Origin of the sequence: Plantactinospora solaniradicis, from assembly GCF_042658085.1 — a bacterium.
In the GTDB taxonomy this organism is placed as follows: Bacteria; Actinomycetota; Actinomycetes; order Mycobacteriales; family Micromonosporaceae; genus Plantactinospora; species Plantactinospora solaniradicis.
In genome coordinates this window covers 48,486-63,490 of sequence record NZ_JBHSPR010000056.1, presented here as the reverse complement: position 1 = coordinate 63,490, position 15,005 = coordinate 48,486, and the positions used below count along the sequence as shown (strand labels likewise).

Here is a 15,005-nt window from a genome sequence, read left to right as displayed (position 1 = left end):
TCGCCGTTACCTCCGGCGGCGCGGCCCGGCTGTCCGATCGGCGCGCGGGGACGTCCGCCGGGCGGGTGGCGACCGCCTATCGGGACCGGTCGTCCGGCACCTCGGCGGCCACGTCCGGCACCTCCGCAGCGACGTCCGGCATCAGGTAACCGACGCCGCGCAGGGTGCGCAGGTATCCCGCCCCGTCCGGGACGGCGGCCAGCCGGGACCGGAGCGCCACCTCGCGCGGGTGGAACGGCTTCGTCACGTAGTCGTCGGCGCCGTGCTCCAGACCGGCGATCACGTCGTTGTGCTGGGCCAGCGCGGTGAGCAGCATGATCGGCACCTCGGACCGGGCGCGGATCCGCTCGCACAGGGCCAGCCCGTCCATCGCCGGCATCAGCACGTCCAGTACGACCAGGTCGACCGGGTGGGTACGCAGCAGGTGCAGCGCCGTGGCGCCGTCGTGCGCGGTGAGCACGGTGAAGCCCTGGGTCTGCAACGCGAACTCGATGATGATGGTCATCTGCGGCTCGTCGTCGACTACCAGCGCGACCGGGCCGCCGCCCTGACCGGCTTTGGGCTCCGCCGGCCCGGTCATGCCCGGGTCCCGGCCGGCGTGTCCCGGGACGACGTCCTCCCGGTGGAGGTGGTCCCGGGCAGGGTGAGCAGGAAGGTGGTTCCCCGCCGCGACGCGGTGTGCACCATGATCTCGCCTCCGTGCAACTCCACGATGGTCTTCGTGATCACCAGACCGAGCCCGGTCCCGTCGGCCAGCGGACGGCCGGTGGCGAACCGGTGGAACAACCGGTGCCGTTCCTCCCGGGTCATTCCCGCGCCGTCGTCGGTGACGTACACGGCAACGCCGGTGTCGATCGGGGTCACCCGGACGTCGATGCTGCCACCGGTCGTGGTGAACCGGCTGGCGTTGGAGAGCAGGTTGGTGATCGCCTGGGTCAGCAGCATCGGATCGGCGGAGATCCTCGGCATCACCTGCGGCGTGTCCAGGCTGATCCGCTGCTGGCGCTGTGCGCAGAGCGACCGCATCGCGGTGACCACGTCCCGGGCCACCAGCGACACGTCCACCCGTTCCAGCCTGGGGGTGAACAGGCCGGCCTCGATCTTCGCCTGGATCAGCAGGCTCTCGCACAGCCCGATCACCTGGTTCGACTGGTGGTCGAGCACCTGGAGGAAGCGGCTCTGCGCCGGGGTCAGCGGTCCGGGCGTACCCTCGCGGAGCAGGTCGACGGCGCCCTTGATCATGCTCAGCGGGGTACGCAGCTCGTGGCTGAGCGAGGTCACCTGGTCTGCCCGGCGGGCGAGGAGTTGCTCCTGTTGGGCCAGCTCGGCGCTCTGCGCGGCGATCGTCCGACGGGTACGCAGGGTCATCAGGCCGACACCGGCGAGCGCGCCGGCGAATGCGGCGATCATCAGCGACCACATCGGCCGCACCCGCCAGGTGGTGGTACCGGTCGAGCGACATCGGACCGGTCGGGTCGCGCAGGTCGACGACCGAGGCGATCCGGGCTAGCGGGGCGGGAATCTAGCGCAGCAGGTAGCCGACTCCACGTACCGTGTGCAGCACAGGTGGCGGGCCCAGCTTGCGACGCAACTGCGCGATCAGCACGTCGAGCACGTTCGACGCGGGTGGGACCAACTCGTCCCAGGCCATCGCGATCAGGTCCACACGACGCACCGGCTCACCGCCCGCGGCCAGCAACCGCTCGAGCACCACAAACTCCTTGGCGGTCAGCGTGAGTACCCGGCCCGCGCGCCGGGCCTCGTGCCTTCCGACATCCAGTTCGACGTCCCCGTACCGCACCACTGGAGTCGGGGCGGTGTCGCCCCGCCGGCACAGGCTGCCCACCCGGGCGACCAGCTCGACGGTGGCGAACGGCTTGACCAGGTAGTCGTCGCCCCAGGCCAGCCCGTCGATCCGGTCGCTCACCGCGTCCCGGGCGGTGAGGAACAGCACGGGCACGGCCCAGCCGGTACGACGACGCTCCGCCACGTACCGCAGCGAGTCCCCGGTGGGCAGCATCCGGTCGAAAACCGCGCAGTCGTACCCGTTGACGCTCAGCGCCTCGTCGGCCTGCGGCAGGTCCACCGCGGTGTCCACGGCGAACCCGGCACCGCGCAGTGATCCGTCTAAAGCCATCCGGAGGCCGTCGTCGTCCTCGATGACCAGTACGCGCACAGGACACGGTAGCCCGCGCCCACACCCGGACCGTCACCCGCCCTCCCCTCGTACCAGCCAGCCTCGGTCGGCGGCTTTGATCCCGGCCTGGAACCGGCTGCGGGCACCGAGCCGATGCATGAGCGCGGACATCATCCGGCGCACGGTACGTACCGAGATGCCGAGCCGGGCCGCCGCCGACTCGTCGGTGCAGCCCACCGAGAGCAGCGCGAGCAGTTCCCGCTCCCGCGCGGTCAACCCGGCCCCGTCCGGTACGTCGGACGCCATCAGCGACACGGCCGAGGGCCAGACCCGCTCGAAGAGTTCGACGATCGTGCCCACCACGCTGGGCAGCCGGAACATCGCGACCCCGCTCGGCCGGCTGTCCCGCAGCTCGGTGGGGAGCATGGCCACCGCCTCGTCGACCACGGTCGCGTCCGCCGGCACATCGGGCATGGTGCGTACCTCGGCTCCGGCAAGGGCTAGGCTGCTCAGCCTCAGGGCCAGCGCCGGGACGGTACGCGCGCGGTCTGGAAACAGCACCCGGTAACGCACTCCGCGCCGCAGGTTCTCGTGGTCGACGCGCCCGAGCATGCCGAGCGGCTCGTGGCCGGCCCTGCACCGGGTACTGACGACGAGCACGTCGCGGTCCGCCGTCGCCAGCGTCGCCGCGACCCCGGCGTGGGTGGACAGCAGCAGGGGTTGGTTGCCCTGGCGGCCCAGCGCCGGGTGCCCGGAGTCACTGGTCCGGCCACGGTTGCGCAGGGTGGTCAGGGTGTTGACGGTCATGAGACCTCTCCGATCGTCCACGGGGCGGCGACGGTTGGTCCGCGCCTGCGGGTGGCGGCCCGGTCGCGGTTGCTCGCCGCGGGTACCCAGCTCACGGCCATGGGGCGGCTCCCCTCACGCGACCCGCCGGCCACCGTGGTGCCTCCGAACCGGGCCGCCGGCCGGTACCACGGCGCACCGGGCCAGATGCCGGACCAGGACGTGGCTGCGGTAAAGGTCGCCGCCGTTGACGTCCAGCAGCCCCCGGTCGACCAGCGCCTCGAGGGCCGGCCGCGCCGCGCCCACGGTGATTCCCAGCGCCCGCGCGGCGGCCGCGGGCCCGAACTCGCCCGGCAGGTCGCCGAGGGCGTACCACGCCGCCCGCTCGCGGTCGGGCAGCCGGCGGCAGGTGTCGGTGATCGAGCGCCGCACGGCGTCGGAGAGCACCCCGCACGGATCGTCGTCGAGTTCGTCGGCCAGCCGCCGGACCGTCCAGTGCGGTCGGCTGTGCAGCCGGGCGGCGGCGTCGCGCAGCGCCGCCGGAAGACCACCGCACCGGTGCGCGATGGCGGCCACGGCCTGCCGGTCCGTGTCGCGTCTGCCGAGCGCGGACCGGAACAGCGCGGCGGCCGCCTCGGTACCCAGCGGTGCCAGCCTAACCCGCGTCGCGCCGTCCGGGTGCCAGTCGCGGTTCCTCGTCGTCACCAGGGTCAGGCAGGTGGGGATGGCGGGCAGCAGCGGCGCCAACTGGTCCGGGCCGGGCACGTCGTCCAGCACCAGCAGTATCCGTCGCCGGGCCAGCTCCGAGCGCCACAGCGCGGACCGCCCGTCCAGGTCGGACGGGATCCCCGCCGCGGGTACGCCGACGCCCCGGAGCAGCCGGTCCAACACAGCGGCAGGATCTGGCGTACCAGGCTGGCCACCGTCGCCCAGACGCACGAAGAACTGTCCGTCCGGGTAGTCCGGCGCCAGCCGGTGAGCCGCGTGCACCGCCAGCGCGGTCTTGCCCACTCCGGCCATGCCCTCGACCAGCACCACGGGCACGGCGTCACGGGCCGCCCGTCGTACCGCCGCCAGTTCGGCCGTCCGACCGGCCAGCGGTACGTCCCGGGGCAGCTCCCGGCGGGCCGGCCCGGACCGCGCGTCACCCAGGGCCAGCCGGTACGCCTCGACGAGCGCGGGTCCCGGTCCGACTCCCAGTTCGGCGGCGAGAAGGTCCCGGGCCTGCCGGTACGCGGCCAGGGCCTCGGCCCGCCGGCCGGTCGCGTGCAGCGCCCGAATCAGCCGCGCCCAGATCCCCTCGCGCAGCGGGGCGTCGGCGGTGACCGACCGGAGCGTGCTGAGCGCGTCCTGGCCACGGTCCAGCGCGAGCTGCGCCTCGGCGAGCCGCTCGGCCAGTCCCAGGCGCAGGTCGTCGAGCTGGGCCAGGGCATCGGTGGACGCGACCGGGTCGAGGCCGGCGAACGGCCGTCCCCGCCAGGTCCGCAACGCCTGTTCGAGCAGGGCCGCAGCCGCCTCGGTCCGCCCGTCCGACGAGGCCAGCCGGGCCTGTTCGGCGAGTTCGCCGACCCGGTGGGTGTCCAGCTCGCCACGGCCGACCCGGACCCGGTATCCGCCGGGGCCGCTCTCGATCCGCGGGCCACCGTCGTACTCCGGTAAGCTGCGGCGCAACTGCCAGACGTAGGTCTTCAGATTGGCCTCCGCCGAGACCGGCACGGCCGGTTCCGGCCAGATGGCCGCGACCAGATCCTCGGTCGCCAGCCAGCCGTTAGGCTTCGTCAGCAGGGTCGCCAGCAGGGTGCCGGGCTTGCTGCCGCCGAACCTGCGCACGGCCGTCCCGGCATGTACCTCCAGCGGGCCCAGCACATGGAAGAGCACCACTTCCGCACCTCCCGATCGCCCGCACCGCCAGTGGTTGCACCGTTCGCCGCTACGATCCGTCCCGGTACATGAGGTTCCGATGACACGACACAGGGAGGTCGCGGGTGCGGGTGATGGTGGTCGAGGATGACGCGGACCTGCGGCTGGCGGTCACCACCGAACTGCTCGGCACGGGGCTGCGGGTCGACCAGGCCGCCGACATCGCGACCGCTGACGCGGCGCTGTCCGCCGGGAGGTACGACTGTGTCGTGTTCGACCGGATGCTGCCCGACGGGGACGCGATCGCGTACGTGCACCGTCGCCGGGAGCAGGGCTGGGCGGTACCGGTGCTGTTCCTGACCGCCCGGGACAGTCTCGCCGACCGGGTGGCGGGGTTCGCCCACGGCGGGGACGACTACCTGGTGAAACCGTTCGCCGTGGCGGAGATGGCGGCGCGGGTGCACGCGTTGGTCCGACGGGCCGGTTCGGGCCGACCCTCGGTGCTGCGGCACGCCGACCTCGTCGTGGACTGCGCCCGCCGGGAGGTCCGCCGCGCCGGCGTGCTGCTCAGCCTGACGGCGAAGGAGTTCGCCGTGCTGGAGTACCTGGTGGCCCGGCCGGAGCAGGCGGTGAGCCGGACCGAGCTGATCGAGCACTGCTGGGACACCAGCACCGATCCGATGTCCAATGTGGTCGACGTGGTGGTGCGGCGGCTCCGCGGAAAGCTGCGCGAACCGGAACTGGTCCACACCGTCCGGGGCCACGGGTACCGGCTCGACGGGCTGCGACGGCGTCCGTGAGCAGCCCGACCACGAACCGGTTGCGGCGCCGCCGCCGTTGGCTCGTCCTGCTCTTCACCGCACTGACCGCCGCCGGTTCGATGGTGTTCGGGTGGCTCGCCGCGCACCTCGACGCGCAGGTTGGGGAGCAGCGGCTGGACGGCGAGCTGCGCCGGGTGACCTCGACCGTGACCCGGTTGATCCAGTACGACGGCACGTTCATCACGGCGTTCGTCAGCGAGGACGAACTCAACACCCGGTGTCCGCAGTTCGCGATCCTGCCCGGCGGCACCGAGCGGTTCACCGGCTATTTCAGTCAGCAGCAGTGCGTACCGCTGGATCCGGCGGTGCTCGCCGGGCTGGCCGCGGAGGCGGTGCGTACCGGCCGGCTGCTCAGCGGGTACGTCCGGGGCGGCGGCGGCGAGCTGGTCCGGGTCGGCGCCGAGCCGTTTCGGGACTCCCGGGGGCAGTACCTGGGTGCCGTGGTGGCGGCCGTCGACGCGGGGCCGGAGCGGGCCCGGCACAACCGGATGGTGCTGTTCGTGGTCACCGGCTGTGCGCTGCTGGTGATCGCGGTCGGAGTAGCCGGTCAGCTCTTTTCCGGCTGGGCGATCCGGCCCGCCGTGGCCGCCCTCGAACAGCAGGAAATACTGCTCGCCGACACCGCGCACGACCTGCGTACCCCGGTGGCGGCGTTGCGGGCGCTCGCCGAGACCGCCCTGGCGAACCCCACCCAGCGCACCGAGCTCTTGCCCCGTACCGTCCACCTCGCGGGGCGGATGGGCAGCATCATCGACGGGCTGCTGGTGCGGGCGCGGCTGGCCGCCGGTGTCGAGCGGCTCGCCGTCCAGCCGGTCTGGCTGGACCAGCTGGTCAGCACCGTGGTGGAGGAGACCCCCACCGACGGGGCGCAGGTGACGGTGACCACCGCACCGACCAAGGTGGACGTCGACCCCGAGTTGGTGCAGCGGGCCATCGGCAATCTGCTGGACAACGCGCTGCGGCACGGCCGGCGGCCGGGCGATGCCGCCGTCGTGCACATCACCGTCGCCGGCGGACGGGTGATGGTGGCCGACCACGGCCCGGGTATCGACGCCTCGATGGCGCAGGAGAACTTCGACCGGTTCAGCAGCGGCGGCGGGTCGAGCGGGCTGGGCCTGTCCATCGTCCGCTGGGTGGCCCAGGCACACGGTGGCATGCTGCGGGTCTACAACGCGGAGGAGGGCGGCGCGATCTTCGAACTGGTGCTGCCCAGCGATGACTGAAGTCGCTGTATCGGGGCTGGACCAATCGTGTACCCGGCCATTTATGCTCGACCGGTGATCAAGCTGGGCATTTCACGGCGCCTCCACCCGCGCTCCTGGCGGCACCTCCGCTCCTGGCCAGGCCGGGCGTCCTGGCGTGGTCTGCGTTCCTGGCGGGACCGTGGTCCGCTGCGCCGGGGTCGGTTGCCGCTGGTGCTGCTGGTGGCCGTCGGTCTCGCCGGAGTGACGGCGGCGGCCACCGGGGCGGTCGCCCCGACGCCCGGACTGCGGTTCGCCCAGGGCGGGCACTGGATCGCGAACCCGTCGCTGGACCTGGTGTTCCACGTCAACGGCTCCGCACAGCGGGTGGACGTCCAGGCCCCGGTGCCCGGCATCGAACCGGGCAGCCAGGTGGTGCAGGGCGACACCAGCGGCTACGTGGTCGGCCGTTCCCGCATCGTCGAGTTCGGCAAGTCGACCCTGTCAGTCGAGCGCACCCTGACCCCGCCGACCGGTGAGCGGCCGTTCGCCGTCGAGGTGGCGGGCGGCCCCTACCTGGTCTACCGGGAGGCCGGGCAGGTGGTGCGGCTGGGAGATCCGCCCGCGACGATTCCGGCCGGCGGCGTACTCGGTGACCCGGTCACCACCCCGGACGGCACGCTCTGGCTGCACCGCGCCGACTCCGGCGTGCTCTGCCGGCTGGCGCCCGGCGCCGACCGGATATCGTGTCCGGCCGCCGCGCCCGCCGGTCACACCGGGGCGCTCACCGTGGTGGGTGGACGGCCGGTCTTCGTCGACACCGCGGCGGACACGCTGAGCCTGGTGGCCGACCACGGTCTTGGTCGGCCGACACCGGTCGGGATGGACCTGCCGGCCACCGCGCGGGTCGCACCGGTCGACGTCTCCGGCCGGGTCGCCATCCTCGACCCCGGCGCGCGACGCATGCAGCTGATCGACGCCGCCGGTCTGGACACGAACCGGCAGCGTGGCAAGCCGGTCACCGTCACCCTGCCCGACGGCAGCTACTCGGCTCCGTCCGCGACCGGGTCGTCGGTGGTGCTGCTGGACCTGCAACGCAATACGGTGCTCACCTACAACAGCGCGGGCGAGCAGCAGCGGGCCACCCCGATACCGCCGGAGGCCGGTGAACCGACGCTGCGCCGGGGCGAGGACAAGCGGGTCTACGTTGACGGCGCCGAGGGCCGACACGTCCTGGTGGTGGACCACTCGGGCACGGTCGGGCTGGTGCCGGTGGTCGGCAACGAAGGACGGAAGGGGTCGCCCACGCCGGTCGGTCCGTCGTCCGCCGTACCCGACCCCGAGCCCGGCCCACGATCAGCCAGCCCCCGTTCCCGGCCGCCGTCCGAGTCCGATCCGGGCGGTCCGGGCGGACCGCGACAGGCGGCTCCCCCGGCTCCGCCGGTGCCGGCCAGCCCACCCGGGATGCCCCGGAACGCCCGCGCCACCGCCCAGGGCGCCGACCTCCGTCTCACCTGGGGCGCCGCCACCGCCAACGGCGCCGCAGTGAGCGGGTACCAGGTCACCTGGGCACCGGCCGCGGGTGGCACCAGCCGCTCGGCCACCCGGCCCGCCAGCGCCCGCTCGATGACGATCACCGGGCTCACCAGGGGCGTGGCCTACCGGATCACCGTGGCCGCCCGGAACTCCGCCGGGCGCGGGTCACCGGCCACCGTCCGGGCCACCGTGCCGCCGCCGCCCCGGACGGTCACCGTCTCCCGGGGCAGCGACACCACGTACGAGGATCTCTGCGACGCACCGGACTGCGCGTTCATGCGGGTGGTGATGCGAGGTTTCTCGCCGAACACCAACTACTCCATCAAGCCGCACTCGGACGAGTGGCCGAACTACAACCCGGGCACCACGCTACGGACCGACGCCAAGGGAAACCTCAGCTTCGAGGACTTCCCGTTCGACGACGTCGGACAGCACGTGTGGGTCACCGTGGGCGGCGTCGAATCCAATCACTACCTGTGGAGGGCTGGGTGACCAGTTCCAGCGTGGCCGAGATCGCCGCACGGATCGACGAGAACGTGCAGCGGGTGATCCGCGGCAAGCCCGAACTGGTACGGCTGGCGATCGCCGGACTGCTGGCCGAGGGGCACCTACTGATCGAGGACGTACCCGGCCTCGGCAAGACCACCCTGGCCCGGTGCCTCGCCCGCAGCATCGGCGGGCAGTGGAGCCGGATCCAGTTCACCCCGGACCTGCTGCCGAGCGACATCACCGGCGTCACCGTCTACCAGCAGAAGGACGAGAAGTTCACCTTCCACCCGGGTGGCGTGTTCGCGAACATCGTGGTGGCCGACGAAATCAACCGGGGCACTCCGAAGACCCAGTCCGCGCTGCTGGAGGTGATGGCCGAGCGGCGGGTCACGGTGGACGCGACCGGACACGACGTACCGCGGCCGTTCCTGGTCATCGCGACGCAGAACCCGATCGAGTTGGCCGGCACCTACCGGCTGCCCGAGGCGCAGTTGGACCGGTTTCTGATGCGGCTGTCGGTGGGCTACCCCGACCTCGACTCGGAGGTGCAGGTGATGATGGGCGACTGCGCGGGGGTGACCGCGGACGACCTGTCGGCGGTCGTCGACGTCGAGGCGTTGCGGGAGGCCATCGCCGAGGTCCGCACGTCGCACCTGGACCGGGCGGTGTACGAGTACGCCGCCCGGCTCACCGCCGCGACCCGGGACCACGCCGCCGTACGCTTCGGCGCCAGCGTCCGGGGCAGCATCGCGCTGGTGCGTACCGCGCAGGCGTTGGCGGCGATCGTGGACCGTTCCTTCGTCACGCCCGACGACATCAAGGAGGTCGCGGTGCCGGTACTGGCGCACCGGCTCGTCCTCACGCCCGAGGCCGAGATAAACCGGCGCAGCAGTGCCGACATCGTCGCGGACCTGCTCGACTCCACTCCCGCCCCGGCGGCGAGCGCGGCCCGCTGATCGTGCGCCTGACCCGCCGCGGCGTCGCCGTGCTCGTCGTCGCGGTGCCGCTGCTCGCCTTCGGACTCTGGGGCGGATATCCGCTGCTGCGCGCGCTGGGCGCCGTGCTGCTCGGCGCCGTGCTGGCCGCCGTCCTGCTCACCATCCGCCGCCTGCGGGTCGAGGTGCGGCGGTCGGTCTACCCCGACCGGGTCGAACGGGGCGCACCGGCGCTGGCCAGCCTCCGGGTCCGCAACCCGGGTGGCGGTCGCCGGGCCGGGTTCCTGGCCACCGACGTCGCGGGAAGCACCATCCGAACCGTCCGGTTCCGGGCCCTGGGCCCCGGGGCCGAGGCGGTCCGGCACTACGAACTGCCGACCGGTACCCGCGGCAGGCTCACCGTGGGCCCGCTGGTGCTGCACCGGGCGGATCCGTTCGGGCTCGCCCACGGCGAGCTGCGGGCCGGCGGGACGGCGACCCTGTGGGTGCACCCACGGCAGTTGCCGGCGCGGGCGCCGGTGGCCGGCTACCCCCGGCACCACCACGACGGTCCCAGCACCGACGGTGCGTTGCGGGGATCCGTGGATCTCCTGGACGTCCGGGAGTACCTCCCCGGCGACGAGGTACGGCACCTGCACTGGAAGGCGACCGCCCGAACCGGCCGGTTGATGGTGCGCGACCTGGCCGACCCGGAACAGCCGAGGTTCACCCTGCTGCTCGACACCCGCTCCGAGGCGCTGACCGCCGAGCGGTTCGAGGAGGCGGTGGATCTGGCGGCGTCCCTGCTCGGCGTCTCCGCCCGGGCCGGGCAGCACACCCGACTGGTCACTTCGTCCGGACTGGACCTGCCCACCCCCGGCGGGGCGCCGGCGGTACGCCGGCTGCTGGACGAGCTGTGCGAGCTGAGGCGGGACGACGGGCGCCACCCCGACCTGGTGCCGGAATCGCTGGTCGGGGGCGGCCCGATCGGCGGCTACCTGGTGGTGGTCACCGCCGGGAAGACGCCGCCCGCCGCGCTGGCCCGGCTACGGCAGCGGTTCTCGACGATCGCCGTTTTCGTCCTGGCCGGTACGGACGCCCGGACCGACCCGGTGACCGGTGCCCGGGTTCTCCGGGCGGACAGCGCCGAAGAGGCGATACTCAGGTGGAACGAGATCATCGGATGAACGCGCCGCCTCAGGCCGTACCCGCGCCGCTTCGCGGCTTGCCCACGGCGTACGTGGTCGCCGCGGCGGCCGTCGCGGGGCTGCTCTTCGCACCGGTCTTCGGCGTGCCGGCGCTGTTGCTCCCGATCGGCGGGCCGGCGCTGACGATACTGCTGGCGACGCTGGCCTGCGCCCGGAGCGCGGTCCTGCTGCCCTGGCGGCCGCTGCTGCTGGGGTTGGCCGGTCTGCTGGCCGTCGTCGAGACGGTGCTGTGGTCCAGCACGGTGGCCGGTCTGCCCACCGGGCGGACGCTGCGCGCCTTGGCCGCCGGGGTCACCGACTCCTGGCAACTCGCCCTGCAGTCGACCTGGCCGGCCCGGCCGGAGCCGGCGCTGCTGCTGTTCGTCCCGCTGCTGGTGGTGCTCGCCGGCGTGCTCGGCGTCGAGCTGCTGCACCGGCTGGACAGCCCGTTGCTGGCGCTCGCCCCGAGCCTCGCCGTCGTACTCCTCAGCCAGTTCTACTCCGCGCTGCCGTCCGGCCCGGCCGTCGTCGCGGCCCTGGGCTACGCCGCGATCGCGGGAGCCCTGCTGGCCGCGTACGGCCCGGCCGGCCGGGCTCGGGGCGGAACGGATCGCGCTCCAGGGGAAACGGATTCGGTTACGGACGGGACGGGTCGCGCCGAGGACGGGGCGGGTCGCGCCCGGGGCGGAACGGGGCGGCTCCGAGGCGGGTCGGTGGGGTCGGGGTGGGAGCGGTTGGCGGCGCTGCTGCCGCGGGTCGTCCCGCCGACGGCGCTGGCCGTCGTGGGAGTGATCCTCGCCGGGTTGCTACCGCCGACCGTGCCGGCGAAATACTCGCTCCGGGAGGACCGGCTGGCCCCGCTGACCGAAACCCGGTTGGCCAGCCCGCTGGACGAGATCGCGTACCGGCTCGGCCACCCCGACACCCCCGTGTTCCGGGTGAGCGGCGCGGCCGGCGTGGACCGCTGGCCTCTGGTGGTGCTCGACACCTTCGACGGCGTCAACTGGCAGCCCGGCGGCCGGTACCGGCGGTTGGGTACCGAACTGCGGCCGGGACCCGCGGTGACCGTACCGGTGCTGGAGCGGTCCGCCGAGATCGACGTCCTGGACGTCGGTGCCGGTCCGTGGCTGCCGAGCCAGACCTGGCCCGCCGGAGTACGCGGGGTCGACCCGCTGGTCGAGGAGGAACACGGTTCGCTGCTGCTGTCCGGCTCGGGCGGCGCCGCGAGGTACACGCTGACCTGGTGGCAGCCGGAGATCAACGCCGCGGCGCTCGCCGCCGGCGCCGTCGACCCGCTCGCCCCGAACGGGCTCGATGGCGTCGGTACGGTGCCGCCCGGGGTGGCGGAACTCGCCGAGCGGGCGACCGGTGGACTGCGCCCGACCTTCCAGGCCGCCCTGGTGCTCGAACGCTTCTTCCGGCAGAACTACCGGCTGGCGACCGGGCAGGACCTGCCCACCGGGCACTCCTGGCCGCAGTTGACGGACTTCCTGCTGCACGGCAGGCGGGGCACGACCGAGCAGATCGCCGCCGCGTACGTGGCACTGGCGCGGATCCAGAGCATCCCGGCGCGGCTGGTCGTCGGGTTCCGTACCCCGGCCGGACCGGACCCGGACGGGCGGCACACGGTCCGCAACAGCGACGTGCTGGCCTGGCCCGAGGTCGCGGTGCGGGGCGTCGGTTGGGTGCCGCTGGACCCGGCCGGAGCCCCGTCGGCCACCAACACCACCCCCGGTGCCGGGCTGGCCGCGGCCGCGGCGCAGGTACGGGCCCAACTGCCCGCACCGGAGGATCTCCGCGATCCGCCGGTGGCGCCGGGCCGGGCCGTCGCGGCCCCGGCGGACGGCGGCGGCGTACCGGCCGCCGCCGCGTCGCCGGTACTGCTGGGCGTGCCGGCGGCGCTGCTCGTGCTGTGGCTGCTCGGAGTACCCGCGGCGACGGCCGGACGGGCCTGGCGACGCCGGCGCCGGCCGGGCGCGGGCGCCGTGGTGGGTGCCTGGACGGAGGTCCGTGACCGGCTACGCGCGCACGGAGTCGCGGTGTCGGCCGGGATGACGGTACGCGACCTGGCCAGCACCGCGACGGTCGTCGCCGATCGGACCACGACGGACGAGATCCGTCGACTGGCTGCCATCGTGGACCGGGCACTGTGGTCGGGAGCGGCGCCGGAGAAGCGGGACGGGCGGGAGGCGTGGGCCGCCGTCCGGGCGGTACGCCGGGGGCTGGCCCGACGCGGTTGGCGGGCCCGGCTGCGCGCCCTGCTCGATCCGCGCGTCCTGCTGCCGCCGCGCCGCTGAGCCGCCGTCACTTCACGCAGGTGGCTCCGCGGATCGGCTTGGGTTGGCTCTCGTACACCTGGGTTCCGTCGCTGCCCTGGATGAGGAAGCAGTACCGGCGTACCGGGTCCACCGGCACCCGATACGTGTTGTTGCGCTGTGCGAGTATCACCCCGGCCCGCTCGCCCTCGGCGGCGACGATCACGGCGAAGTCCAGCGGCTCGGTGCTGTGCCAGGACAGTTCCACGAAGTTGCCCCGGTCGGCGGGATCGGCCAGTTCCAGCCGTACCGCCCTGGCCGGGGCGGTCGCCCCGCTGGCCGCCCCGACCTGTGCGGGAGCGGGTGGGACGGTCAGCTCACCCGGCCGGTTCAGCAGGAGCAGCGTGCTCGCCGCCGTGAGCAGCGTCAGGCCACTGACCGCCGCCAGCACGGATCGGACGGCGACGGCGCGCCGCCGCGCTCCCCTCGCGCCGAAGACGAGAATCGGCTTGCCGTGCGGGCGCGGTGCCGCGGTGGAAGGGTCTGCGGCGGTGCTCGCCGGCTCAGCTGGCGGCGGCGCCTCCGGTCCGGGGGTTGTCGGCGGCACTGCTACCGGGGGTTGCCGTTCCACCACCGGGCTCGGCGCTTCGGTGGGGCTCGGTGCCCGCTCCTCGGGGCTCGGCGGCTCGGCCCGGGGGGCCGATGGTGCTGCTCCGGCTGAGCCGGGCGTGGCGAAGTCGTCGAACCCGCGCTGTTCCGCGGGCGTCGGCTGTTGGCCCGGGGGCGGTGCCTGGTGGCCGTCGGGTGTTGGCCGTTGGTCCGGGGGTGCCGCTTCGTGGTCGGCGGCCGTCGGTTCCTGGTTCACGGGTGACGACTCGTCGGGCCGCGCGACCCGTACCCGCAACGCGTCCAACTGTTCGGCCACCCCGGCGGCGGAGACCGGACGCGCGGCCGGGTCCTTCGTCAGCAGCGCGGAAACCAGCCCGACCAGCTCGGGCGGAACTCCGGCGCGATCGAGCGGCGGTACCGGGGTACCGAGCAGGCGCAGCAGGCGTGCGCCGGGCTCCTCACCGCGCCTGCCCCGGTGCGGCGGGCCTCCGGACAGGGCCAGGTAGAGGACCGCGCCGAGGCCGTACAGGTCGGATCGCTCGTCGGCGGAGCCCTCCCGTACGGCCTCCGGCGGCAGGAAGTCCACGGCCGACAGAGGGTCGCGGGGAAACGCGTGCCGCAGGGTGAGGCCGGCGTCGGAGAGCACCGGCTCGCCCGATGGCCGGAACAGCACGTTCCCGGGGGTGACTCCGCCGTGCACGAGCCCCGCCGCATGGGTGGCCGCCAGGGCCGCCGCGAGCACGGTACCCAGCACCAACGTGTCCGGCACGGAGAGCGGGCCGAACGAGTCGACCAGTTCCGGCAACGACTGCGTGCACAGCTCCATGCGCAGGGCGCAGCGGCCGTCGGGGCGTTCCTCCACCCGATCGGCGACGAGTACGGGCGCGTGGGCCCGTACCGCGGAGAGCTGGGCGAGTTCGCGGTCCAGCTTCGCCCGGGTACGCCGGTCGAGCCTGCCGGGAAAGACCTTCAACGCGAACGCCTCGCCGGTGGTGGCGTCCACGCCCGCCAGCACCGTGGCCACCGGACCGTCACCCAGCGGGACCAACTCGCCGTGTTCCGGATCGGTGGTCATGGTGGTGGTCGTCCTCTCCGGCCCGATCTCCGCTGGCTGCCGCGTCCGTTCTCCCTGCGGCCGGTCGCCCCATCCTAGGCAACGCCGCAGCCGCGCCGAGAAATGGCGGCAGCTTGCTGCCGTACCCCCGGACTCCACGGAGGTACCGCCCCGGA

Annotated in this window: 12 protein-coding genes; 6 read left to right on the top strand and 6 right to left on the bottom strand. The window is 73.7% G+C overall.

The genetic code is table 11. The annotated features are described in order from the left end of the window. Positions 1–76: 76 nt before the first annotated feature. The 5 genes from ACFP2T_RS39370 to ACFP2T_RS39350 form a co-directional block, all read right to left on the bottom strand. Positions 77–580 (bottom strand): response regulator, encoded by a 504-nt coding sequence (locus ACFP2T_RS39370; protein WP_377431508.1) that lies wholly within the window; start codon positions 578–580, stop codon positions 77–79. Beyond that, entirely contained in the window at positions 577–1,410 is an 834-nt protein-coding gene (locus ACFP2T_RS39365; RefSeq protein WP_377431505.1) for a sensor histidine kinase, read from the bottom strand. The genes ACFP2T_RS39370 and ACFP2T_RS39365 overlap by 4 nt, the downstream gene beginning before the upstream one ends. A 112-nt stretch (positions 1,411–1,522) precedes the next feature. Next, positions 1,523–2,176 (bottom strand): winged helix-turn-helix domain-containing protein, encoded by a 654-nt coding sequence (locus ACFP2T_RS39360; RefSeq protein WP_377431503.1) that lies wholly within the window; start codon positions 2,174–2,176, stop codon positions 1,523–1,525. 33 nt (positions 2,177–2,209) lie between these two features. Beyond that, a complete protein-coding gene (locus ACFP2T_RS39355; RefSeq protein ID WP_377431501.1) occupies positions 2,210–2,944 on the bottom strand; it encodes a helix-turn-helix transcriptional regulator in 735 nt (244 codons plus the stop codon). A 114-nt stretch (positions 2,945–3,058) separates the two neighbouring features. Continuing rightward, complete coding sequence (locus ACFP2T_RS39350; protein ID WP_377431498.1) at positions 3,059–4,804, bottom strand: AfsR/SARP family transcriptional regulator; 1,746 nt, start codon at positions 4,802–4,804, stop codon at positions 3,059–3,061. A gap of 113 nt (positions 4,805–4,917) precedes the next feature. On the opposite strand from ACFP2T_RS39350, the gene ACFP2T_RS39345 reads away from it, so the two are divergent. Genes ACFP2T_RS39345 through ACFP2T_RS39320 form a run of 6 tightly spaced genes read left to right on the top strand, consistent with a single transcriptional unit; the run spans position 4,918 to position 13,208 of the window. Then, positions 4,918–5,583 (top strand): winged helix-turn-helix domain-containing protein, encoded by a 666-nt coding sequence (locus ACFP2T_RS39345; RefSeq protein WP_377431554.1) that lies wholly within the window; start codon positions 4,918–4,920, stop codon positions 5,581–5,583. Next, positions 5,580–6,827, top strand: a complete 1,248-nt coding sequence (locus ACFP2T_RS39340; protein ID WP_377431496.1) for a sensor histidine kinase — start codon at positions 5,580–5,582, stop codon at positions 6,825–6,827. The genes ACFP2T_RS39345 and ACFP2T_RS39340 overlap by 4 nt, the downstream gene beginning before the upstream one ends. A gap of 54 nt (positions 6,828–6,881) precedes the next feature. Continuing rightward, positions 6,882–8,813, top strand: a complete 1,932-nt coding sequence (locus ACFP2T_RS39335; RefSeq protein ID WP_377431493.1) for a fibronectin type III domain-containing protein — start codon at positions 6,882–6,884, stop codon at positions 8,811–8,813. Then, positions 8,810–9,766, top strand: coding sequence for an AAA family ATPase (locus ACFP2T_RS39330; protein WP_377431491.1), 957 nt, complete (start codon positions 8,810–8,812; stop codon positions 9,764–9,766). The genes ACFP2T_RS39335 and ACFP2T_RS39330 overlap by 4 nt, the downstream gene beginning before the upstream one ends. Before the next feature lie 2 nt (positions 9,767–9,768). Continuing rightward, positions 9,769–10,911, top strand: coding sequence for a DUF58 domain-containing protein (locus ACFP2T_RS39325; protein ID WP_377431489.1), 1,143 nt, complete (start codon positions 9,769–9,771; stop codon positions 10,909–10,911). Continuing rightward, a complete protein-coding gene (locus tag ACFP2T_RS39320; RefSeq protein WP_377431486.1) occupies positions 10,908–13,208 on the top strand; it encodes a transglutaminase-like domain-containing protein in 2,301 nt (766 codons plus the stop codon). Before ACFP2T_RS39325 ends, ACFP2T_RS39320 begins: the two co-directional genes overlap by 4 nt. Positions 13,209–13,215: 7 nt before the next feature. Here the strand turns inward: ACFP2T_RS39320 and ACFP2T_RS39315 are convergent, their stop codons facing one another. Next, positions 13,216–14,850: a serine/threonine protein kinase gene (locus ACFP2T_RS39315; RefSeq protein WP_377431484.1), complete on the bottom strand. Its 1,635-nt coding sequence runs from the start codon at positions 14,848–14,850 to the stop codon at positions 13,216–13,218. Positions 14,851–15,005 lie beyond the last annotated feature (155 nt).